Origin of the sequence: Streptomyces sp. M2CJ-2, assembly GCF_016757295.1 — a bacterium.
GTDB lineage: Bacteria > Actinomycetota > Actinomycetes > Streptomycetales > Streptomycetaceae > Streptomyces.
Map to the genome: position 1 here is coordinate 1 of NZ_JAESIF010000055.1, position 23,561 is coordinate 23,561.

The following is a 23,561-nucleotide window of genomic DNA, read 5'->3' on the forward strand; positions in this document are numbered from 1 at the left end:
CGGCGCGGCGACGCCCGGCCGGGAAGCCGAGGCGCCGCGGCCCGGCGGCACGGCGCCCCGGGGCGAGGGTCTGGGCGGCACGGCGCTGCGCGGCGGGAAGCTGCGCGGCGGCCCGCTGCACCTGGGGCCGCCGCCCGCCGACGGGAAGGGCAAACTGCTGGGTCCGCCGCCCGGCCCCGAGCAGCAGGGCCCCGCCGCCATCCGGATCTCCGCCGGCGGCGGCGAGGAAGCCGCACACTACCCGTTGACCATCGTGGTCACACCAACCGACGACATCGAGATCCGGCTGGACTACCGGCCCGACGTGTTCGACGAGCGCACCGCGCGCGCCCTCGTGGACCGGATGCTGCTGGTACTGCGCCAGGTCGCGGACGACCCGGACGTGCTCCTCGGCCGGCTCGACGTGCTGACCGGCGACGAGCGGCGCGAACTGATCGAGTCCCGGAACCGGACCCGCCGAGAGTTGCCCGGCGCGACGCTCGCCGAGCTCTTCGAGCGGCAGGCTCGCCGGGCCCCCGGGGCCGTGGCCGTGGTGGCCAGGGACACCGAACTCACCTACGCCGAGCTCGACCGGCGTGCGAACCGGCTGGCGCGCCGGCTGGCCGAACTCGGCGCCGGCCCGGAGACGATGGTGGGCGTGGTGGCCGAGCGCTCGCCTGAACTGATCACCGCGCTGCTGGCGGTGGTGAAGGTTGGGGCGGCGTACCTGCCGATGAACGGCAGGCACCCGGCCGCCCGGCTCGGTGCGGTGGCGGCGGAGGCGGGTGTCGCCGTCGTGCTGGTCGACACGCCGAACGCGGAGCGGGGCCTGGCCGACGGTGCGTTGTTCGCCCCCGCCGAGGTGCTCCGCCTCGAGTCGGCCCGGACGGGCGCGGAGGACCCCGCCGCGGCGGCGGAGGCCGGGAGCTTCCCCCCGGTGCGCGTCCGGCCGGAGAACCTCATGTACGTCATCTACACCTCGGGTTCCACCGGTCTGCCCAAGGGCGTGGCGGTGACCTACGGCAGCGTCGTCGCGTTCTGCCTCGACGAGTGCTGGTCGGCCGCGACCCTGGAGCGGGTGCTGGTGCAGGCGAACCACACGTTCGACGCCTCCACCTACGAGATCTGGGCGACGCTGCTGCACGGCGGCCGAGTGGTGCTCGTACCCGACGGGGACACCGACACGGTCGAGCGCGGCCGGTTGATCGCGGCGCAGAAGGTGACCAACGTGCACGCCACGGCGGCCCACTTCCGGGTGCTCGCGGAGCAGGCCCCGCACATCTTCGGCGGGGTGCGCGAAGTCTCCACCGGCGGCGACGTCGTCTCCGCGAACGCCGTCAGGACGCTGCTGCGTGCCCACCCGGGCATGGTGGTGCGCACGACCTACGGCCCGACCGAGACCACGGCCTTCGCCACGCAGCTGCCCTTCACCGATCCGGACACGGTGCCCGACGTGGTGCCGCTCGGTCGGCCGATGGACAACACCAGAGTGTTCGTCCTCGACGCGTTCCTCAGGCCCATGCCGGTCGGCATGACCGGGGAGCTCTACATCGCCGGAGCCGGGCTGGCCCGCGGCTACCTCGGCCGCGCCGCGCTCACCGCGGAGCGTTTCGTCGCCTGCCCCTTCGCCGCTGAGGGCGAGCCTGAGGGCGCGCGGATGTACCGCACCGGCGACCTGGCGCAGTGGACCGAGGACGGGCAGCTGCTCTTCGTCGGCCGCGCCGACAAGCAGCTCAAGATTCGCGGGTTCCGCATCGAGCCGGCTGAGATCGAGGCCGTGCTCGCTGCGCACCCGGACGTCGCACAGGCGCTCGTGGTCGCGCTCGAGGACGAGACCGGCCACAAGCGGCTGGCCGGGTACGTCGTGCCGGCCGGCGGCGAGGATGCCGCGCTCGACCTGGAGGCGCTGGAGGAATACCTCGCCGGGAAGCTGCCCGACTACATGGTCCCGGCCTCGGTGACCGTGCTCGGGGCGCTGCCGGTGACGGCGAACGGCAAGCTCGACGGGTCCAGGCTGCCGCTGCCGGTCTTCTCCGGCAGGGCGGCGGGGCGCGCCGCCGCCACCGACGCGGAGGAACTGCTGTGCAGGCTCTTCGGTGAGGTGCTCAACCTGGAGCGGGTGGGCGCGGAGGACTCCTTCTTCGCTCTCGGCGGCGACTCGATCACCTCGATGCTGCTGGCGGGGCGGGCCCGCAAGGCCGGCCTGGCGGTCACGCCGCGCCAGATCTTCGAGCTGCGCACACCCGCGGAGCTCGCGCGGGTGGCCGAGTCGATCGACGGCGCGGAGGCGGTGCGCGCCGAGGACCACCCCTGCGGCCCGATCCCGCTGACCCCCGTGATGCGCGAGATCGCGGTACGGGCGGGTTCGGCGGCGCGCTCGGGCAGCCAGGGAATGCTGCTTACCGCGCCGGCGGACCTGACGCGCGATCGACTGAGTGCCGTGCTCCAAGTGGTGATCGACCGGCACGACGTGCTGCGTGCCCGGCTGGAGGCGGCGGACGAGCGACTGATGATCCCCGAGCCCGGCGCGTCCTCGGCGGTGCCCGCGGCGGACCTGGTGAGCCGGGTGGAGGCAGTCGGCCTCGGCGAGGCGCGGCTGAGCGCGCTGATAGACGAGCAGGCCGCCGCGGCCGAGGCCGCGCTCGCGCCGCAGGACGGCGTGATGCTGCGAGCCGTGCTGTTCGACCGCGGCGCCGGGCAAAGCGGCCTCGTACTGCTGACGGTTCATCACCTGGCGATCGACGGCGTCTCCTGGCGGGTGCTGATGCCCGATCTGGCTCTCGCGTACGCGGCTCTAGCCGCCGGGGGTGCCGACGCGGCGGGGGCAGCCGTCGCCGCCGAGCCGACCTCGTTCCGCCGCTGGGCGAGCACCCTGGCGGAGCGGGCCAGGGCGCAGCAGACGGTGGCTGAACTGCCGGCCTGGAGGCGGATGCTCGACCGGGTCGAGCCCCCGATCGCCGACCGGCCGCTCGACCCGCGAACCGACACCGTGGGCAGCGGCCTCTCCCGCGCCGAGCTGACCGTCCCGGCGCAGACCGCGGCATTGCTGCTGGCGGCCCTGCCCGCCGCCTACCACGCGGGAGTCGACGACGTGCTCCTGTCCGGCCTCGCTGCGGCGCTCGGCGAATGGCTGCGGGCGCGCGGCAGGCGGGCCCCGGGCGGCTTCCTGATCGACCGAGAGGCGCATGGCCGGGTGCCGCTGTCCGAGGACATGGACCTGACGCGGACCCTCGGCTGGTTCACCGCCGTCCACCCGGTGTGGCTGGAGACCGGCCCGATCGACACGGCCGAGGTCAGGGCGGGCGGCGCGGACGCCGCACGGCTGATCAAACGGATCAAGGAGCAGCTGCGGCAGACGCCGGGCGACGGCCTCGGCTACGGCCTGCTCAGGTACGCGAACCCCGCCACACGCCCGGTGCTGGAGGGCCTCGCAGCACCGCAGATCGGGTTTAACTACCTGGGCCGTTTCGGCGGCCCTGGAGAGGAGCCGAGCGCCGACGGGCCGCCGCCCGGGGTGCCCGCTTCGCCAGCGGTGGCGGACTACCCGGCGCCTGCGGAGCCCGGCCGTGCCGGCCCGCGCCCGTGGACACCGGCGGGCGAGCATGCGATGCCCGGCGGCCTCGACCCGTCGATGCCGCTGCGGCACGTGCTGGAGATCAACGGCTCGGCGCGGGACCTGTCCGAGGGCCCCGAACTGCACTTCGTCCTCGAGTCGCCCAGCGGCCTGCTCACCGAGGCGGAGCTGGGCGACCTCGCCGACTGCTGGCATGCCGCGCTCGGTGGCCTGGTCCGGCACGCCTCCGAGGGCGGCGGAGGCCACACTCCGTCGGACTTCTCGCTGATCTCGCTGGGGCAGGAGGACATCGACGAGTTCGAGTCCGCCTTCGGCGGCCCGGTCGGCGAGTGACCCTCCCTCCGGCCTCAGCATGCCGGCCGCAGCGGGGTGGCGCCTCCTGGCCCGGCGGCGGACAGGGAATCCTCCGGCGCCACGGGGAAGCGCACCTCGGTCGTGAGACCGCAGCCGGGCCGCGAGGCCAGCACGCATCGGGTCCCGTGCGGGCGGCGATCGCGTGCACGATCGAGAGCCCGCGGCCGCTGCCGTCGCCGGTGCCGCGCCCCGGGGTGAGCTGCTGGAACGGGCGGACCAGCTGGCGGAGTCGCGGCAGGATCGGTCGAGCGCGTCGCCCGACAAGCACCCAGCAAGATCACCTCTCAGAAGTGTCCATAAGGGCGGGCTCGACGCTACGGCGCCTGCTCGGCGAGTCGATATCGGTGCGGGTCTCGTAGGGATGTGACTGTGGTTCCATGGGCAAGATGACTCCTTGAGGCTGATCCTGATCCTGATCGCGGCAGCGGCTCGCGCTCTGCTCTGGCCGAATTCCAAACGTTCTTGACGCCCGCCCTGTGCCACCGCCAAGAGTCACCGGACGAGCCATAGCCATGGTTTTGAGAATCGCCGGTTTGGCTAACCGGTGATCTGCCGCTATGAAGCCGCGCTGCTTCGTCCACTCAGATTCCTTGAACTATGGGTGTCTCCTCCTTTGAGGCGGAATACGAGGGGCCTGGGCGAGTTGATCCACGCCGGCGAGTGGCGCGACTTCCGGTAGACCGCCCTCGCTCCTGACTGCCGCTCAGGCCGTCCGAGTGATGGTGATCACGGACGTCCTTCGAAGGGCGCTGCGTAGGCTTGGCCCGTCGTCGCGGTGAGGTCCGGGAGAGCGGGTGAAGCCCTCCCGCAGTTACTTGACGATGCGTCAGAAAAGTCAGCAAGTGGTCAGCATGAGTCCTGAGAACCTGGGGAACGCTGCCCGGACATGCGACTGGTTGTATGGTGTGGAAACAGCCCTTGACCTGCAAAAATGCAGGCAGGGAGCCTACTGGCGGGAGTTCCCCGATGTTGCGTACAATGTTCAAGTCCAAGATCCACCGTGTCACCGTCACCCAGGCCGACCTGCACTACGTGGGATCCGTGACGATCGACGCCGACCTGCTCGACGCCGCCGATCTGCTGCCCGGTGAGCTCGTGCACATCGTCGACATCACCAACGGGGCCCGGCTGGAGACGTACGTCATCGAGGGGGAGCGGGGCTCGGGTGTCGTCGGGATCAACGGGGCCGCGGCGCATCTCGTCCACCCCGGTGACCTGGTGATCATCATCAGTTACGCTCAGGTGACCGACGCCGAGGCGCGGGCGCTGGAACCCCGGGTGGTGCACGTGGACCGTGACAACCGCATCGTCGCCCTGGGGGCCGACCCGTCCGAGCCGGTGCCGGGGTCGGACCAGCAGCGCAGCCCGCAGGCCGTCACGGCCTGACCGGCGCGGACGACGGCAGGCAGAGGCAGGAGCGTGATGCGCCCATGAGCGACATCGAGATCCGCGACGACCGGGCGGCGGGCCGTCTGGAAGCGGTGGCGGGCGACGGCGAGGTCGTCGGGCGGATCGAGTACTTCGTGCTCGAGTCCCCCGAGCGCGCGATCGTTCCGGTCCACACCGTCGTGGAGCCCGCCCACGAGGGCAAGGGCATCGCCGGCTCCCTGGCCCGCGAGCTGTACGCCACGGCCGCCCATGAGGGCACCGCGGTCGCCCCGCTCTGCCCGTACGTCGTCAAGTGGGCCGAACGCCACCCCGACCAGGCCCCGGCGGCCTCCCCGGAGCTCCTCCGGGCGGCGAAGGCGTGGCTGACGGCGCACCCTGGACGCTTCTGACCTCGCCGGACGCTCCCGTGCCGCGGGTCGTCCGGCCGATGGCGCGTGCCGCCGTGGCCGCCGGGCCGGCCGCCCCGTCGAGGTGCGCACCCTGCTGGTCGAGGGCGCCTGGGCCCGCTTCGAGGCGGGCGACACGGCGGTGTACGTCCGTCGGGTCGCCGACGCGGTCACCGACGCCGACGTGATCGTGCTCGCCCAGGCCTCGATGGCCCCGGCGGAGCGGCTCACGGCGACCGCCGTCCCGGTGCTGTCCAGCCCCCGCCCTGGACTCGCGGCGGGGGCGGCGGCGTCCGGCGTGCGGTAGCGCCGGCCGGGCCCCCGCCGTCATACGGGGGAGTGACTGTGCACGCGGCCGTCGGGTAGGCGGGGGAGTAGTCCAGAGCCGACGTCGACCGACTGGCCGGAGGACACCCGCCATGACGCAACCGCACCCGGACCCCGTCCCACCGAGCCCCACCCCGGACCCCGGCACCCCCGGGCCCGGTCCGGACCCCACGCCTCCGCAGCCCCACCCCGATCCGGTCCCGCCCCCCGAGCCGCCCCCCGGCCCGGAACCGACACCCCCGCCTCCCGCTCCGGGACCGCCCCCTCCCGGGCCTCCCGCTCCGGGACCGACCCCGCCCTTCCCCGGGCCGCCGCCACCCCCGCCGGGGCCGCCCGGACCGTCACCCTCGCCCATTCCGCCCGGCCCCGAACCCGTCCCCAGCCCGGAGCCGGGCCCGCCGCTCACCTGAGGGCCGGCACAGCACGCGGGCGCCCGCCGACCACGTCGGCGGGCGCCCGTCACCTGTCCTCCGCTTACGCCGAGACCTCCGAGCGGTCGCCGCCCCACAGCGTGTGGAACGACCCGTCGCGGTCCGTACGCCGGTAGGTGTGCGCGCCGAAGTAGTCGCGCTGCCCCTGGGTGAGCGCGGCCGGCAGACGCTCCGCGCGCAGGGCGTCGTAGTAGGCGAGGGCCGCGGCGAAGCCGGGGGTCGGCACGCCCTGGCGGGTCGCGGCGATCAGCACCTCGCGCCAGTCGTCCTGCGCGTCGGCGATCTCCCGGGCGAACGTCTCGTCGGACAGCAGGCTCGGCAGGTCGGCGCGGGCGTCGTAGGCGGCACGGATGCGGTCCAGGAAGGCCGCCCGGATGATGCAGCCGCCGCGCCAGATCGCGGAGACCGCGCCGAGGTCGATGTCCCAGCCGTACTCCTCGCTGCCCGCGGCGATCTCGTGGAAGCCCTGCGTGTACGACACGATCTTCGACGCGTACAGCGCCTGCTCCACCCGGTCCGCGAACGCCGCCGCCTCCGCCTCGTCGAGCGGCGTGGCCTTCGGGCCCTCCAGCCCGCGCGAGGCCTCCCGCAGCGCCGCGTGGCCGGACAGCGAACGCGCGAACACCGCCTCCGCGATGCCCGACACCGGCACACCCAGGTCGAGCGCGATCTGCACGGTCCAGCGCCCCGTGCCCTTCTGCTCCGCCTGGTCGACCACCACGTCGACGAACGGCTTGCCCGTGGCGGCGTCCACGTGGGAGAGCACCTCGGCGGTGATCTCGATCAGGTACGAGTCCAGCCGGCCGGTGTTCCAGGTGCGGAAGATGTCCGCGATCTGCGCGGGCGTGTACCCGGCGACATCACGCAGCAACTGGTACGCCTCACCGATCAGCTGCATGTCGGCGTACTCGATGCCGTTGTGCACCATCTTCACGAAGTGGCCGGCACCGTCCGGACCCACGTGCGTCACGCAGGGCGTGCCGTCGGCCGCCTTGGCGGAGATCTTCTCCAGCATCGGACCGAGCGAGTCGTACGACTCCTTCGGGCCGCCCGGCATGATGCTCGGCCCGTGCAGCGCGCCCTCCTCGCCGCCGGAGACGCCCATGCCGACGAAGTGGATGCCCTGCTCGCGCAGCGCCTTCTCCCGGCGGCGGGTGTCGGCGAAGTGGGCGTTGCCACCGTCGATGATCATGTCACCGGGCTCCAGCAGCGGGGCGAACTCCTCGATCACGGCGTCCGTCGGCTCACCGGCCTTCACCATGACGACCAGCCGCCGCGGACGCTCCAGCGCCGCCACGAACTCCTTCGCCGTCTCGGCCGCCACGAAACTGCCCTCGTGCCCGAACTCCTCCACCAGCGCACGCGTGCGCGCCGACGTCCGGTTGTGCACCGCGACCGTGTAGCCGTTGCGGGCGAAGTTGCGTGCGAGGTTGCGGCCCATGACCGCGAGTCCCGTGACGCCGATCTGCGCTGAACTGCTCATTGGTGGCTCCTAGTGACCTTGGTATCGGTACTGCCGGGGGCGGTGGTGCTGTCGGGCTTCTGCGTCGCCGGTCGGTGCCCGTCGGCTCCGCCGTCGACCATTCTGACCGTCGCGACCATCCTGACGTGCCGCTACCCCGCCCGCACGCGCGGGTCCCACGACACCCCGCAGCCACATACGGGCGGGACCCCCCTCCGTACTCATCCGGACCCGTCCGGCGCGCACACACGTGTTCGGCGCACGCCCGCGCCTTTGTGCGAGCGGGCTGCAAGACGGCGCCAAACGGGGCGCAACGGGCGAAAAATACCGGCCACTTGGCGCATCCGCACGGCCGATAGCCGTCTTGTCACCGTCAGTTCGCAGCGCTTACTTTTGCCCCTCCTGACGCGTTGTCGAGGGGGACTCCATGGCCGTCCGCGGCCGGCACCGCCGGTATCAGCCGAACAGAATCAACCGCGCCTCACTCACCGTCACCGCGGGAGGAGCGGGGGTGGCGCTGCCCCTGCTGGGCACCGGCGTGGCTCAGGCGGCCGACGTGGACACCTGGGACAAGGTCGCCGCCTGCGAGTCCAGCGACGACTGGGACATCAACACCGGCAACGGCTACTACGGCGGGCTCCAGTTCACCCAGTCCACCTGGGAGGCCTTCGGCGGCACCCGGTACGCGCCGCGCGCGGATCTGGCCACCAAGGACCAGCAGATCGCCATCGCCGAGAAGGTGCTCGACGGCCAGGGCCCCGGTGCCTGGCCGGTCTGCTCGAAGCGGGCCGGACTGACCCGGGGCGGCGACACCCCCGACATCCGGCCGGCCAGCGACCGGACCGAGGGGAAGGGGACCGGTCGCTCCACGGTCGAGGAGGTCAAGCCGCAGCACACGCCCCAGTCCCGGGCGGGCCGCGCCGAGATGTACACCGTGGTCCGCGGCGACACCCTGTCCGGCATCGCGGCGGAGGAACGGGTCCGGGGCGGCTGGCGCGGGCTGTACGAGGCGAACGGCGCGACCATCGGCGCCGACCCCGATCTGATCCTGCCCGGCCAGCGCCTCGCCCTGCCCGGCGGGAAGGCGTCCGAGCAGTCCGGGCAGACCGAGTCCTCCAAGCCCTCCAGGCCCTCCAGCTCGTCCAAGCCGTCCGAGAAGAAGGCCGCGAAGAGCAAGGCCGCGAAGAGCAAGGCCGCGGAGAAGGAGACCGCGAAGAAGAAGACCGCGGAGAGGAAGGCAGCCGGGAAGAAGGCGCCCCCGCAGCGCATCGAGGAGCGGGCCGACCGCGCCACCCAGTCCGGCGCCACCCGTGTGGCCCCCGTCGGCGCCCCGCTGGGCACGCCGTACCACAAGGCGGGTTCCTCCTGGTCGAAGGGCTACCACACCGGTGTCGATTTTCCCGTGCCCACCGGCACGCCCGTGAATTCGGTCGCGGCGGGCAGCGTGGTCAGCGCCGGGTGGGAGGGCTCGTTCGGCTACCAGGTGGTGGTCCGGCACGCCGACGGCCGCTACAGCCAGTACGCGCACCTGTCGGCGATCTCCGTGCGCAGCGGCCAGTCGGTCGCCGCGGGCCAGCGACTCGGCCGTTCCGGCTCGACGGGCAACAGCTCGGGCCCGCATCTGCACTTCGAGGTGCGGACGGGGCCCGGTTTCGGATCGGACGTCGACCCGCTCGCCTACCTGAGGGCGGGCGGGGTCAGGATTTGACCCGCGTGCGGTGCCGGTCCGGTACGGGCATCGGTACGTACGGGCCGCCGTGGAAGGGCGTGTAGGCGACCAGCGTCAGGGGCGGGTCCGGCTCGACGACCGCGACCGTGGCCCCGGCCTCCGGAGCGGCGCCCACGGCGGCCGGTGCGGGGGCCGGGACCGGCACCCGCACGTCCCGGGCGAGTTCGGCCAGCAGCAGCTCCTCGGCGGCGTCGGACAGCGACCCGGCGGTCGGCACGGACCGCGCGGTGGACGTCGGCTCCGGCTGGTGCTGCTCGCGCGCCAGCCGTTCCGTCGTCAGCAGGATCAGACCGCCGGCCGCCACCACGCCGCAGCTCAGCGCGAGCGCCGTGCCCGTCGCGCCGTAGCGGAAGGTCTCGCCGAACATCGTGATGCCGACCGCGGCCGCCACCACCGGGTTCACCACCGTCAGCGTGGCCAGCGGAGCCGCGAGGCCGGCGCCCCGGTAGGAGGCCTGGGACAGCAGCAGCCCGGCCGTGGCGAACACGCCGATCACCGCGAGGGACGGCACGTCCGTCACCGAGACGCCGTCGGTCCAGTCCACGGCCACGGCCTTCGTGAAGACGGAGGACATGCCGAAGGCCACACCGGAAGCGACGGCGAGGAGGATGCCGCGCACGGCGGGATGCCGGCGCACGGTCCGGGCCGCCACCATCAGGGCGACGACCGCGACGGCCGTGACCGACGCCGTCGCCACCCGCTGGACGCCGTCGAGGGACTGGGCGTCGGACGCGGCGACCAGGGACAGCAGACCGGCGAGACCGACGGCCGCCATGAGGGCGCCGCGCCACGCCGTCGCGCCTGCCCTGCGGCCGACGAACAGCGCGGCCATGGGCAGCGCGAACACGATGGTCAGCGCGCCCAGCGGCTGGACGAGGCTCAGCGGACCGTAGGCGAGGGCCACCACGTGCAGCAGGCCGCCGAGGCCGTTGAGTGCGACCGCCCCCCACCAGCCCGGCCGGCGCAGTGGTGCGTACTGCTGAGCGGGCGAGGACACCGCGACCCGCTCCTGCACGATCGCTCCGCCCGCGTACGCCACGGCGGAGACGAACGACAGCAGCACGGACAACGCGAGGGCGCTCATCGGCAGCTCCTCTGCGTGAGGCCGGGGCGCTCGACCCGGCGCGGCGATCGGTCGGCTTTCATGACGAACACGATGCCGTGTCCCGTTGTTCCCGTCGTCGTCCCTGAGCACTCAATGCGTCCTACTGCCGATGGAGTACGCGGACGGCCCCGTCATCCCCTGGGTGGGTGCCGCACGGCGGAGGCCCCTTGATGGCTTCCCCTAGGGGCGCGGGGCCGTCGCGCCTCGCGGGCCCCGGCGGGTCTTTGTCATGCCCCTGGACGGACGAAAGAATCCGTGCTGTTATGCCAACTACTGTTCATGACAACGTTGTACAGGCGAGTGCAGCGCACAGAACAGAACACGCACCGCGCAACCGAGAACCGAGAACTGAGCACCGAGCAGAGAGCCGTCACCTTCCTCACAGACGGAGGATCCGTGCGCATCAGACGACTCAGAAACCGTTTCGCACTCTTCCTGGCCGCCGCAGTGGGACTCGCGGGACTCACCGCGACCGGCCGGACCGCGACCGCGGCCGAGGACGATCCGGTGGACATCCGCGGACTGAAGGGTGAGTACTACACGCACTCCGCCCCCGGCACCTTCGACTTCCACGAGCTCAAGGCCACCGCCTTCGATCCGCACCTCGATTTCGACAACCTGGAGCCGCGGCTGAACTTCACCACGGGCCGGGCGGACCACGTCAGCGTCCGCTGGACCGGGAAGATCGTGCCGGAGAAGACCGGCGCGCACACCTTCTCGATCATCGGCGACAACGGCTTCCGGCTGTGGATCGACGGCCGGCTCGCCATCGACCACTGGGTCGACGACTGGGACCGCGAACAGAGTGCCGAGCCGATCGAGCTGACCGCAGGCAAGGCCCACGACATCAAGGTCGAGTACTTCGAGCACTACGGCGGCTCCAACCTCCACCTGCGCTGGACGGAGCCCGGCGGCGCCAAGAAGCCCGTACCGCAGTCGGCGTTCCGGCTGCCGGACGGCTTCGACTACGACGGAGCCCTAGCGGCCACCGTCCTCGGCTCCGGGCGCACCCTGAAGCTCGACTTCCCGCGTCCGCTCGCCGCACTCCCAGCCGGTCTCACCGAGCACGTCAACGCGGTCATCGGCGGTGCGAAGTGGCCGCTGACGAAGGCCGAGCCGGACCCGGCCGACCCCAGGGCCCTGCTCATCACGCTCGCCGAGCCCGTTGTCGGCAACAGGACGGGCACCGCCCGCGGCACCGCCGACGTCCGCTACGACGGCCGGGGCGGACTGACCACCACGGGCGGCGACCCCGTGGACGCGTTCATGACCAGCGGGCCCAACCGCTCCACCCACGAACTGAGCACCAGGTGGGCCGACGAGGTGGGCCCGGACAACGCCCTCCCCGAGTACCCGCGTCCCCAGCTCACCCGGGAGCAGTGGCGCAACCTCAACGGGCAGTGGCAGTTCGCCGCCGCCGAGGAGGGGGAACGGCCGCCCGTCGGGAAGACCCTGAAGGAGCGCGTCCTGGTCCCGTACCCGGTGGAGTCCCGGCTCTCCGGCATCCAGCGGCACGAGGACCGCATGTGGTACCGCCGTACCTTCACCGTCCCCCGGGACTGGCGCATCGGCTCCGGCAAGCGGCTGCGGCTGAACTTCGGCGCCGTCGACTGGCGGTCCGAGGTGTACGTCAACGGCACGAAGGTCGCCGCCCACGAAGGCGGGTACGACAAGTTCAGCGCCGACATCACCGACGCGCTGAAGCCCGGCCGCACCCAGGAGCTCATCGTCGGCGTGTACGACCCCACCGACGCCGCGAACGGCGAGAACCCGCCGCTCGGCAAGCAGCGCCTGGACCCCAGCGGCATCTGGTACACGCCCAGTTCGGGCATCTGGCAGACGGTCTGGATGGAGCCGGTCGCCCGGGACCACGTCGACTCCCTCAAGCTGATCCCGGACGTGCCCGGCGAGCGACTCACCGTGGAGGCGAAGGGCGTCCGCGACGGCGTACCAGTCGAGGCGACCGCGTACGACGGACGGCGCAGGGTCGCCACGGCGACCGGTCGCACCGGGAAGCCGCTGACCCTGAAGATCGAGAACCCGCGCCTGTGGTCGCCGGACGACCCGTTCCTGTACGACCTGAAGGTGACCGTGGGCGCCGACCGCGTCGACAGCTACTTCGGGATGCGCTCCATCGCCGTCGAGGAGATCGACGGAGTGCCGCGCACGGTCCTCAACGGCGAACCCGTCTTCCTGATGGCCACCCTCGACCAGGGCTTCTGGCCGGACGGCCTGCACACCGCGCCCACCGACGAGGCCCTCGCGTACGACCTGCGCGTGCACAAGGAGCTCGGGTTCAACTCGGTGCGCAAGCACATCAAGGTCGAGCCGGACCGCTGGTTCCATTGGGCCGACCGGCTGGGGCTGATGGTGTGGCAGGACATGCCGTCCATGAGGGCCGGGGTGAACCCCGGTGACTCCGCCCGTGCCCGCTACGAGCGCGAGATGAAGCAGATGATCGACGAGCACGTCAGCAGCCCGTCGATCGTCATGTGGGTCACCTTCAACGAGGGCTGGGGCCAGTACGACGTCGGCCGCATCGCCGAGCAGGCCAAGGCCTGGGACCCGTCGCGCCTGGTCAACAACCAGTCGGGGCTCAACCTCGGCGCCGACGGCAACGCCGGCGACGTCATGGACGAGCACGGCTATCCCAGCCCGGCGCTCCCGCCCCGCCCGGACGGACGGCGCGCCCTGGTCACCGGCGAGTACGGCGGCCTCGGCCTGGCGGTGCCCGGTCACGCCTGGTCGGTGCAGCAGTCGTACGTCGACGTCGACCCGGAGACCTACACCGACGACTACCTCACCAAGCTCGACGAGGTACGGGCCCTGGTCTGCCGGGGCAGCAACGGCGCCGTGTACACGCAGATCTCGGACGTGGAGGGCGAACTGAACGGCCTGCTCACCTACGACCGGCGCGTGCTGAAGCCGGACGTCGCCCGGGTGAAGGCCGGCCATGACGCCCTGATCCGGGACGCGTCCCGGGCGCGGCCCGCGGGGTGCCCGGCCCGGGGTGCCGCGCGATGAGCGCTTCCTCTGGCGGCTCGCGCCCGTCCGGGTGGCGTTCGTCACCTGCGGTGCCGCCCGGGCCTTCCCCCGGGTGCTGTCCCGATTGTCGCCCCAAGTGCCGGTTCTGACGTCGCTTCAGAAGGTTTCGACCGCACGGCCGTGACCCCGTCCGCCCCATGGGGCCCGCCCCTTTCGTCGTACCGACGGGAGGGGCGGAGACGTAATCTGATGTTAACTGTGTGTGGCGGGATCGTACTTGACCGTAATCAGTCAGGGGCGGTGTACTGCTGGTCCATCCCGTCGTCATGCGAGGCACGCCTTGAACGCAGACCCGCTCGCTCCTCTCGACCTGGCGTTCTGGAACATCGAGTCCGCCGATCACCCCATGCACCTCGCGGCCCTCGGGGTCTTCTCGGCCCGTTCGCCCACCGCCGGTGCCCACGCGGCGGATCTGCTCGCCTCCCGTGCCGCCGCCGTGCCCGGACTGCGGATGCGCATCCGCGACGTGTGGCAACCGCTGTCCTCGCACCCGTTGCTCCCGGCTCTGCACCGCCCCGTCGCCTCGGCCCTGCGTCGGCCGCTCGCCTCGGCCCTGCGCCGGCCGCTCGCCTTCGGTGGCGCCGAGCGGGAGACCGACCCCGGCTTCGATCCCCAGAACCACGTCAGGCTGCACGCCCCGATCGCCGACTTCCACTCGGTCGCGGGCCGGCTCATGGAGCGGCCCCTGGAGCGCACCCGGCCGCCCTGGGAGGCCCACGTGCTGCCGGGGGAGGACGGCGTCTCCTTCGCCGTGCTGTTCAAGTTCCACCACGCCCTCGCCGACGGGCTGCGGGCCCTCACCCTCGCCGCGGCCCTGATGGACCCGATGGACCTGCCCGCCCCGCGGCCGCCCCGCCCGGCCGAGCCGGCGCGCGGACTGCTCCCGGACGTGCGCGAGGTGCCCGCCCTCGTCCGCGGCCTCCTGTCCGACGCGGGCCGGGCCCTGGACATCGGCGCCTCGGTGGCCCGCTCCACCCTCGACGTGCGCTCGTCGCCCGCGCTCGCCTGCGAGCCCAGCGGCACCCGACGCACCGCCGGAGCGGCCCTCGACCTCGACGACGTGCACCGGATCCGCAAGAGCGTCGGCGGCACCGTCAACGACGTGCTGATCGCGGTCGTCGCCGGCGCCCTGCGCCGCTGGCTCGACGAGCGCGGCTCCGGCAGCGAGGGCGTCGCCCCGCGCGCCCTCGTCCCCGTCTCCCGGCGCCGCCCGCGCACCGCGCACCCCCAGGGCAACCGGCTCTCCGGCTATCTGATCCGCCTGCCGGTCGACGAGGCGGAACCGCTCGCCCGTCTCGACCTGGTGCGCACCGCCATGGACCGCAACAAGGACGCGGGCCCGAACCGGGGCGCGGGCGCCGTCGCCCTGCTCGCCGACCACGTGCCACCGCTCGGCCACCGGCTCGGCGGCCCCCTGGTCGGCCAGGCGGCCCGGCTCTGGTTCGACGTCCTGGTCACCAGCGTGCCGCTGCCCGGCTTCGGCCTGCGGCTCGGCGGCGACCCGCTCGGCGCGGTCTTCCCCCTCGCGCCGCTCGCCCCCGGGCACTCCCTCGCGGTCGCCGTCTCCACCTACCGCGGCCGCGTCCACTACGGGCTGGTCGCCGACGGAGCCGCCGTCCCCGACCTCGACCGGCTCGCCGGGGCGGTGTCCGAGGAGGTGGCGACGCTCATCTCCGCGTGTGATCCCTGACCCGTCGCCCGCCGCGGGTTTGGTGCTGCGGCCCGGCGCTCCGTAAAATCCCCCGTTCGACAGCGGGCGCGACCGGAGCGCCGCCACGGCAGACCAGGAACGGCGACGGCGATGACGGTGACAGAGGACGGCCTCCGGGCCACGGACGCGGCGGCACACGGGGACGCCGTGACGCACGTGGCACACGGGGACGCCGTGGCGCACGGGCCCGGCATCGACCCGGAGCGGCTGGCCGTGTGCCTCGAGGTGCTCGCGGAACTCGACGCACTGGAGGTCGACCACCCGGACGCGATCAAGGTCCGCCGCGCCACCTCGCACATCTACCGCACGGTCAAGCAGCGCCGCCGCCAGGAGCGCCGGGCCGCCAAGACGGCCCACGACAAGGCGGTCACCGAGGCCACCGCCACCGGGTCCGCCGAGCGCATCGACGACGAGACGGAAGGCATCCTGCCCTCGTCCCGTACCGAGGAGGGCCAGATCGCGGGGATACTCCAGCGCCCCCGCTCCTGCTACATCTGCAAGCAGCGGTATGTCGAGGTCGACTACTTCTACCACCAGCTCTGCCAGAAGTGCGCCGCGGAGAACCGGGCCCGGCGCGACGCCCGGACCGACCTCACCGGCAAGCGCGCGCTGCTCACCGGCGGCCGGGCCAAGATCGGCATGTACATCGCGCTGCGGCTGCTGCGTGACGGTGCCCACACCACGATCACGACCCGCTTCCCGAACGACGCCGTCCGCCGCTTCAAGGCCCAGCCCGACAGCGACGAGTGGATCGACCGGCTGAAGATCGTCGGCATCGACCTGCGGGACCCGGCCCAGGTCGTCGCGCTGGCCGACTCGGTGGCCGCCGCCGGCCCGCTGGACATCCTGATCAACAACGCCGCGCAGACCGTACGGCGCTCCCCGCAGGCCTACAGCGAGCTGATCGCCGCCGAGTCCGCGCCGCTGCCCGCCGGCGAACTGCCCGCCGCCGAGCTGATCGGGGGCTTCGGCTCCGGCGCGGTGGCCGAGCTGCCCGTCGCGGGCTCCGGCGCGCTCACCGCGCAGGACGTCACGGGCCTGGCCCTGGTCTCCGGCTCGGCCTCCCTGGACCGCATCGCGGCGGGCACCGCGATCGACGCCGGTGGTCTGGTCCCGGACCTGCACCACACCAACAGCTGGGTGCAGACGGTCGAGGAGGTCTCACCGGTCGAGCTGCTCGAGGTCCAGCTCTGCAACTCGACGGCGCCGTTCCTGCTCATCAGCAGGCTGCGCCCGGCGATGGCGGCCGCGTCGGCGAAGCGGACGTACATCGTGAACGTCTCCGCCATGGAGGGCGTCTTCGACCGCGGCTACAAGGGTGCGGGCCACCCGCACACCAACATGGCCAAGGCGGCCCTGAACATGCTCACGCGCACCAGCGCCCAGGAGATGTTCGACAACGACCGCATCCTGATGACGGCCGTCGACACCGGCTGGATCACCGACGAGCGTCCCCACCCGGACAAGATCCGCCTCGCCGACGCCGGCTTCCACGCACCCCTGGACCTGGTGGACGGCGCGGCCCGCGTCTACGACCCCATCGTGCGCGGTGAAGCGGGCGAGGACCTGTACGGCGTCTTCCTCAAGGACTACGCACCCGGCAGGTGGTGACGCCGAGGCGTCGTCAGTCCACCGCTCCCAGCCGGGAGTTGCGCGCCGCCAGCAGTTCCAGCACGGTGCGCCAGTCCTCCAGGACCCCGGCGTCGAAACAGGCGGTGCGGGCCTCCTCGTCCGCCGCGCGCAGGGCGAGGAGGTCGTCCTCCGGCGGAAGACCGGGCCGGGGCCAGCAGCGGACCAGGCCGGCGACCCGCTCGCCGAGCAGCGCGCGCACCGCGTCCGCGGCCCGGTCCGCCCGGTCCGCCCGGGTGCCCGGCTCCCCCGGCTGCAACAGCCGCCCGACCGGCCGCACCAGGCCCGCCACCTGAAGCTCCTTGTCGGCAGGGCGCCCCCGGCGCAGCAGCGCGGCGGTCCGCAGGGCGTGGTCATACGTGTCGACCGGGGCGCCGCCGGGGACCGGGGCGTCCCGGGCGCCCCGGCAGGCGTACAGCAGGTCCATCAGCTCCTCGACACTGCGCAGCTCCATGCGCCGGTCCTCCTGGAAGACAGCCGTTTGCCGTACGGCAGCACAGCATGAGGAGCTTGCGTACCGGCCAACGGGACTTGAACTAGGTCATGGCCATGCAACTTTCTCGAACACTCGACCACAGGGACAGTCGTGTAGCCCGATCGAGTGACCGGCCATAGTCGTACGGATGGCGAAAAAGGAGGCCATAAGGGTTCATCGAGCGCAGTCCGGTGGGCGATTGGTGCCGCGAGTTTCGGGCCCCATCGAGCAGGGGGCCGCTCATTTGGTTAATCTGAGTCGGACGGGCGGCAGTAAAGGGGTCCTACCCACACCCACAGGCCCGTCATGGGACACGCCGCTTCACAACGGCCTGCTCTCCTACGAGTTACCGGCGCCACCGCGTCCGAACGGCTTTCGACTCATGCCCGAGCGGACGTGTGACGCGGGCGCGGCAGGACCGGCGCGAAACGTCCCGAGGGTGACCGACACATAAGGAGTGCGCGGTGACACCGGAGAAGACGACCAGCGATCAGCCGACCAAGGAACGCCCCGAGCGGGCGGGCCGCCCGGCCGGGCAGCTCTGCAGTCTCGACGTGTGGGCCCGGTCGGCCCCGATCCGACTGGCGGGCTACGAGGACGACCTCGCCGAACCCCACATCCTGCCCAGCGTCGACTGACCTCCACTCCGGCAACGCACCGCCGCCGAGGGGGGAGACCTGTGCCCGGGCCCGGGCACCTCCGAGGAGGACGCCCGGACCCGGTGGTGTCAGGGCCGGACGTAGGGCCGGGTCAAGATCTCCAGGTTGTGGCCGTCCGGGTCCTCGAAGTAGGCGCCGCGGCCGCCGAAGAGATGGTTGACCCTGCCGGGTTCGGTGTGGTTCGGATCGGCGTAGTAGGTGACCCCGACCGCCTCGAGGCGGGCGATCATCGTGTCGAACCGCTCCTCGGGCACGAGGAACGCGTAGTGCTGCGACTGGATGGGCTCGTCCCGCAGTTCGTAGTAGTCGAGCGTCACGCCGTTGCCCAGGTCCACGGGGAGGAACGGCCCGAACGGGGCGCCGACCTCCAGCCCCAGTATCGCGGCGAGGAACTCCGCCGAGAGCCGGCGGTCCCGGGCGTACACGGCGGTGTGGTCCAACCGGACCGATGTGGTGGGAGCTCCGGGCGCGGTGGGCGTGATGGGTGCGTCGGACATGACTGGTGCGTCTCCGGGTGTCGGTTTCCGTCGGGATGCCGCGAGGCGCGGCGGGAAGCGAGAAGGAACGGAAAGAAACACGGAGAGGGGGCGGGGCGCGAGCGGTCCCCTGCCCTCGGCCGGGCGTGAGCGGGGACAGCCCCGCCCGGATCACGCCGGGGCCGGGAGCGTCTTTCGTGTGTGGCCCAAGGCCGACCCGGCAGTCACCCGGCCGACGATAGGCGCACGCCGCCGATCACCGCAACACCCGGGCGGCCGGAGCACCGTCTCAGGGTGTTCCCGAAACCCGCGCCAGCCGGGTCGGCGGCAGGTACTCGCGCACGAACGTCCGCTCCCAGCACGCCCCCGTCTCCCGCAGCTCCCGCCAGGACGTGTAGCGGTACCGGAAGAGCCGGGCGCGCACGTACCGGGGCGGCGCGCCGGGCGGGAAGGGGGAGCGGCGCAGCAGCCGCAGCGTGTCCCGGTCGTTCTCCAGCAGCCGTTCCACCAGCGCGCCGAACCAGGGCCCGGCGTAGGACGGCGACAGCGCGGCGAACCACATCAGCCAGTCGAGCCGCAGATGATACGGCGCGAACTGGCGCGGCCAGCGCCTGGGGTCTCCCGGCTTGCCCCGGAACTCGTACTCCCGCCAGTCCGAGTCCGCCCGGGGCGCCTCGTCGGCGGTGCCCTCGACCACCACCTCGTACCGGATCCGGCTGATGCTGCCGAACGCCCCGTAGGTGTTGACCAGGTGGAGCGGGTCGAACGAGCGGTTCATCACCTGGCGGCGGGAGAGCATGTTGCGCGCCGGGTGGTAACCGAGGCAGAGCAGCAGCGCGGACACCGCGAGGACCACCACCACGTACCACAGCGGGGCGCCGGCGGTGTCCGGCGGCTCGACGGGGAACGCGACCGCGGACAGGGCCAGCACGATCGTGATCCAGTTCAGCCAGGAGAAGTTGCCCGACAGCACCAGCCACAGCTGTGTGACGATCATCAGCGCGGCGGCGGCCGTGGCGATCGGCTGGGGGGTGAACAGCAGGAACGGCACGACGAGTTGGGTGACATGGTTCGCGGCCGCCTCGGCCCGGTGCAGCGGCTTCGGCAGATGGTGGAAGAACCAGCTCAGCGGTCCCGGCATCGGCTGGGTCTCGTGGTGGTGGTACAGACAGGTCAGCTTCCGCCAGCACGCGTCGCCGCGCATCTTGATCAGTCCGGCGCCGAACTCGACCCGGAACAGGATCCACCGCAGCAGGAACAGCACGACGACCGGTGGGGCCACCTCGTCGTTGCCGAGGAACACGGCGAGGAACCCGACCTCGAGCAGCAGCGACTCCCAGCCGAACGCGTACCAGGTCTGTCCCACGTTCACGATCGACAGGTACAGCGCCCACGGCACCAGCCACAGCAGCATCCCGCCCCACAGCGGAAGCCGGGAGTCCAGCCCCGCGAGCAGTGCCACCGACACCGTGCAGCCCGCCCACGCGCAGAGCGCGAAGAAGCGGTCCGAGTAGTGCAGGTGGAACAGGCTCGGCGCCCGCCGGAACGGCATCCGTTCCACGTACCGGGGCACCGGCAGCATGCCGCGGGCTCCGACCAGCGCACGGAACTGCAGCGCCGCCGTCAGGAACGCGACCAGGTACAGGCCGGCCAGTGCCCGCTGGAAGACCAGTCGGCTCAGCCAGTACTCGGATGCGGTGAACCACTCCACGGCCGTGCGCTCCTTCCCCCTCATTGTCCCGCCGCCGCTCCTGTGACTCTCCGTATACCACCGGGGCGACCCGGCAACCCCGTGCGCGCCCCGGAGCCCGCAGCGGTCGAAGAATCCGGTGAATCCTGACAAAGTTGCTTTCATGGTTGATCGGGGAGCGAGCGCCCTGTCACTCCCGGACGACTGGCCGGACCACCCGGATCCGATCCTGGCGCTCAACCGCATGGGCAGTTTCGACTGGGACCTGGACACCGGGGCGCTTCAGATGGACGCCCGGGCCCGCGACATCTTCGACCTGCGCGCCGACGAATTCGACGACCGTCCCGAGACGCTGTCGTCACGGGTGCCGGCCGTGGAGATCGCCCGCCTGGACACCACCGTCTCGCAGGCCGTGAAGGACGGCAGCGAGAACTACGGCGCCTACTTCCGGGTCCGCCGCCGTGACGGCACCCTGCGCTGGACCCACACCCACGGCTACATCCTCCGGGGCGACACCGGGCGGCCCGTCCGCATCATCGGCATCGTCCGGGACGCCACCCAGGAACTCGGCGCCGATGAGGCGGGGCGGCGGCAGGTCGCCCAGGAGGACGCCCTGCGCGAGCAGACCAACGTCGTCCAGCTCATCACGGCCGCGCTCGCCCACGCCCGCACCGTGCAGGACGTCATCGACGTCCTCAAGGACACCCACGGCCTCACCCATCTGGGTGCCGCCAGTCTCGTCGTGGGTCTGGTCGAGGCCGGCCGCATCCGGCTGGTGGCCGAGGGCCCCGTCGGCAGCTTCGTCCCGGGCACCCGCGTCACCCGGATCGACGAGCAGTACCCGATGAGCGAGGCGGTGCGGACGCTCAGCCCGCGCTTCATCGAGTCGCCGGAGGAGTTCGCCGAACGCTACCCGGTGCTGTGGCCGCACCTCACCGACCTGCGCGTCACCTCGGCCGCCTACCTGCCGCTGATCGTCCAGACCCGCCCGATCGGCGCCCTGGGCCTGCTCTACAGCGACCGGCGCGGCTTCAGCCCCGAGGAGCGCAACATCCTCGTCGCCCTGTGCAGCAGCATCGCCCAGAGCCTGCAGCGGGCCATGTTCTACGAGCAGGAGATGGACCTCGCGCAGGGCCTGCAACAGGCCATGCTGCCCCGCACCATTCCCAGCGTGCCCGGCGCCGACGTCGCCGTCCGCTATCGCGCGGCCGGCATCGGAGGCTCTCTGAGCCGGGACATCGGCGGCGACTGGTACGACCTGATCCCGCTGCCCAACGGCCGGGTCGGGGCCGTCATCGGCGACGTCCAGGGCCACGACACCCACGCCGCCGCCGTCATGGGCCAGCTGCGCATCGTGCTGCGGGCCTACGCCGCCGAGGGGCACCCGCCGGCCACCGTGATGGCCCGTGCCTCCGTCTTCCTGCACGAACTCGACACCGACCGCTCCGCGACCTGCCTCTATGCCGAGGCCGACCTGTCCACCGGTGTCCTCCAGGTGGTCCGGGCCGGCCACATCGACCCGCTCGTCCGCCGCACCGACGGCTCCTGCCGGCGCGTCTTCGTCACGGGCGGGCTGCCGCTCGGACTGTCCGCCGAGTTCGGCAGGCTCGAGTACCCGGTCGGGACCATGGAGCTCGATCCCGGCGACGTGCTGATGCTGTGCACCGACGGCCTGGTCGAGCAGCCCGGCACTGACCTCGACGACGGCATCGAGACGCTCCGCGCGCTCATCACCACCGGTCCCGAGGACGTGCGCGACCTCGCCGACCGGCTCATCGACGTGGCCGAGGAACGCGGCGGTGACGACGACGTGGCCCTGCTCCTGCTGCGCCGCCGCCCGCCGGACAGCCCGCGCTCCGGAGGGCGGCTCCAGCAGCACGTGGCCCCCGGCGACCCCGAGGCCCTCACCGAGGCCCGGCGCATGATCCGTGCCGGGGTCGGCGCCTGGGGCGCCGGGGACCGTACCGACGAGATCGAACTGGCCGCCGACGAGCTGATCACCAACGCGCTGATGCACACCGAGGGCGCCGCCGTCGTCACCCTCAGAGTCCTCACCGGCACCGAACGGCGACTGCGCGTGGAGGTCACGGACTCCTCCAGCGCCCTGCCGCGCCGCCGCGAGGCGGGGGAGTCGTGCGTCTCCGGGCGGGGCCTGCTGCTGGTCGAGACGCTCACCGACGTGTGGGGCGTGGAGGCACGGGGCGGCGGCAAGTGCGTCTGGGGCGAGTTCGCGGTGACCACCTCCTCCGCCGCCGCGGACCACGGCCACGACGCCGACGGCGGCACGGGACGTGGTTCCCGCTGACCGGCCCGGTCCGGGGCGACACGGTCCGCGAGGCCGTGGCCGAGCCGGTGCCGGCGGCCGGCGGGTGCCGACGGGCGTCAGCGGTCGGCGGGCGTCAGCGTCACCAGGTGCTCGCCGTCCGAGGAACGCAGCTCGTAGCGCATGATCTGCCCGGAGTGCAGGGTGGAGCCGCTCGTCATGCTGTTGGGCCGGGCGTCGTGGCGGGGCACGCTCCAGCTGGTCACGGTCTCCTCGGTGCCGTCCTGCCCGACCACCACCAGTCGGCAGACGCGGGGGCCCGCGCCGTCCTTGACCTTCAGCTCCAGCCGACTGCCCCAGTCCTCGTCCTCCGTCGTGATCTCCGCCCACACCCCTGACCGTTCGTCGGTCGCCGCGATGCTCTCGCGCGGTGGCCGGTCGCCGCCGCTCGTCATCATGGCGAGCGCCGGCGCGGTCGTCGCGAGCACCACCGAGGCGGCCAGCGCGAACAGCGACCGTCGGCGTTCCGCCCGCTGCCGGGCCGCCACCTGGGACAGCAGCCGGTCCAGCATCCTCGGACCGGGCCTGGCCATCGGATGCGCCAGCGGCGGCGTGGAACGCCGGTACAGCATCAACTGCCGGGTCGTCGCCCCGAATTCGGTCACCTGTGCAGCGCAGCTGGGGCACTCCATGAGGTGGTCCTCGAAGCGGAACGCCTCCGCCTCGTCCAGCACGCCGAGCGCGTACGCGCCGACGTCGCGATGCCGTTCCAGGGACCTCATGCCGAATCCTCGTACCGTTGGGTATGGGTGGGGTTACTCCTTGCTCCCACCGGTACGCACCAGGCAGTCGATTCACTCAAGCCGCACACCGAATC

15 protein-coding genes and 1 pseudogene are annotated in these 23,561 nt (G+C 72.5%); 10 read left to right on the top strand and 6 right to left on the bottom strand.

Annotated elements, in window-relative coordinates; translation table 11 throughout:
* The 4 genes and pseudogenes from JL475_RS29380 to JL475_RS29395 form a co-directional block, all read left to right on the top strand.
* A partial coding sequence (locus tag JL475_RS29380; RefSeq protein WP_202281001.1) for a non-ribosomal peptide synthetase occupies positions 1 to 3,886 on the top strand: 3,886 nt, incomplete at its 5' end.
* 987 nt (positions 3,887 to 4,873) lie between these two features.
* Entirely contained in the window at positions 4,874 to 5,293 is a 420-nt protein-coding gene (gene panD, locus JL475_RS29385) for an aspartate 1-decarboxylase (RefSeq protein WP_202281002.1), read from the top strand.
* Between the two features lie 44 nt (positions 5,294 to 5,337).
* Positions 5,338 to 5,685, top strand: a complete 348-nt coding sequence (locus JL475_RS29390; RefSeq protein WP_202281003.1) for a GNAT family N-acetyltransferase — start codon at positions 5,338 to 5,340, stop codon at positions 5,683 to 5,685.
* Positions 5,686 to 5,699: 14 nt separating this feature from the next.
* A pseudogene (locus tag JL475_RS29395) lies at positions 5,700 to 5,989 on the top strand (arylsulfatase); the annotation flags it as partial.
* Positions 5,990 to 6,483: 494 nt separating this feature from the next.
* Here JL475_RS29395 and gndA read toward each other — a convergent pair.
* Positions 6,484 to 7,923: an NADP-dependent phosphogluconate dehydrogenase gene (gndA, locus tag JL475_RS29400; protein WP_202281005.1), complete on the bottom strand. Its 1,440-nt coding sequence runs from the start codon at positions 7,921 to 7,923 to the stop codon at positions 6,484 to 6,486.
* 406 nt (positions 7,924 to 8,329) lie between these two features.
* Between gndA and JL475_RS29405 the strand changes: the two genes are divergently transcribed.
* Entirely contained in the window at positions 8,330 to 9,610 is a 1,281-nt protein-coding gene (locus JL475_RS29405) for a transglycosylase family protein (RefSeq protein ID WP_202281006.1), read from the top strand.
* Here the strand turns inward: JL475_RS29405 and JL475_RS29410 are convergent.
* On the bottom strand, positions 9,600 to 10,715 hold the full coding sequence (locus tag JL475_RS29410; protein ID WP_202281007.1) for a DMT family transporter: 1,116 nt from the start codon (positions 10,713 to 10,715) through the stop codon (positions 9,600 to 9,602). The genes JL475_RS29405 and JL475_RS29410 overlap by 11 nt on opposite strands.
* A 417-nt stretch (positions 10,716 to 11,132) precedes the next feature.
* Here JL475_RS29410 and JL475_RS29415 point away from each other — a divergent pair, with 417 nt between their 5' ends.
* The 3 genes from JL475_RS29415 (at position 11,133) to JL475_RS29425 (ending at position 17,103) form a co-directional block, all read left to right on the top strand.
* Positions 11,133 to 13,760, top strand: a complete 2,628-nt coding sequence (locus JL475_RS29415) for a PA14 domain-containing protein (protein WP_202281008.1) — start codon at positions 11,133 to 11,135, stop codon at positions 13,758 to 13,760.
* Between the two features lie 301 nt (positions 13,761 to 14,061).
* Positions 14,062 to 15,471, top strand: coding sequence for a wax ester/triacylglycerol synthase family O-acyltransferase (locus JL475_RS29420; RefSeq protein ID WP_202281009.1), 1,410 nt, complete (start codon positions 14,062 to 14,064; stop codon positions 15,469 to 15,471).
* Between the two features lie 111 nt (positions 15,472 to 15,582).
* Positions 15,583 to 17,103 (top strand): SDR family NAD(P)-dependent oxidoreductase, encoded by a 1,521-nt coding sequence (locus JL475_RS29425; protein ID WP_202281010.1) that lies wholly within the window; start codon positions 15,583 to 15,585, stop codon positions 17,101 to 17,103.
* Between the two features lie 13 nt (positions 17,104 to 17,116).
* Here JL475_RS29425 and JL475_RS29430 read toward each other — a convergent pair whose 3' ends face one another.
* Complete coding sequence (locus JL475_RS29430) at positions 17,117 to 17,575, bottom strand: hypothetical protein (RefSeq protein ID WP_202281011.1); 459 nt, start codon at positions 17,573 to 17,575, stop codon at positions 17,117 to 17,119.
* A gap of 485 nt (positions 17,576 to 18,060) precedes the next feature.
* On the opposite strand from JL475_RS29430, the gene JL475_RS29435 reads away from it, so the two are divergent.
* On the top strand, positions 18,061 to 18,234 hold the full coding sequence (locus JL475_RS29435) for a hypothetical protein (protein ID WP_202281012.1): 174 nt from the start codon (positions 18,061 to 18,063) through the stop codon (positions 18,232 to 18,234).
* Between the two features lie 89 nt (positions 18,235 to 18,323).
* On the opposite strand, the gene JL475_RS29440 is transcribed toward JL475_RS29435, so the two are convergent.
* Together JL475_RS29440 and JL475_RS29445 are read right to left on the bottom strand one after the other, a co-directional pair.
* On the bottom strand, positions 18,324 to 18,752 hold the full coding sequence (locus tag JL475_RS29440) for a VOC family protein (RefSeq protein ID WP_202281013.1): 429 nt from the start codon (positions 18,750 to 18,752) through the stop codon (positions 18,324 to 18,326).
* A gap of 268 nt (positions 18,753 to 19,020) precedes the next feature.
* On the bottom strand, positions 19,021 to 20,442 hold the full coding sequence (locus JL475_RS29445) for a lipase maturation factor family protein (RefSeq protein ID WP_202281014.1): 1,422 nt from the start codon (positions 20,440 to 20,442) through the stop codon (positions 19,021 to 19,023).
* 142 nt (positions 20,443 to 20,584) lie between these two features.
* Here JL475_RS29445 and JL475_RS29450 point away from each other — a divergent pair, with 142 nt between their 5' ends.
* Positions 20,585 to 22,726 carry a SpoIIE family protein phosphatase gene (locus JL475_RS29450; RefSeq protein WP_202281015.1) on the top strand — a complete coding sequence of 714 codons (2,142 nt, stop codon included), beginning with the start codon at positions 20,585 to 20,587 and terminating at the stop codon, positions 22,724 to 22,726.
* Positions 22,727 to 22,803: 77 nt separating this feature from the next.
* On the opposite strand, the gene JL475_RS29455 is transcribed toward JL475_RS29450, so the two are convergent.
* A complete protein-coding gene (locus JL475_RS29455) occupies positions 22,804 to 23,466 on the bottom strand; it encodes a zf-HC2 domain-containing protein (protein WP_202281016.1) in 663 nt (220 codons plus the stop codon).
* Positions 23,467 to 23,561: the final 95 nt, after the last annotated feature.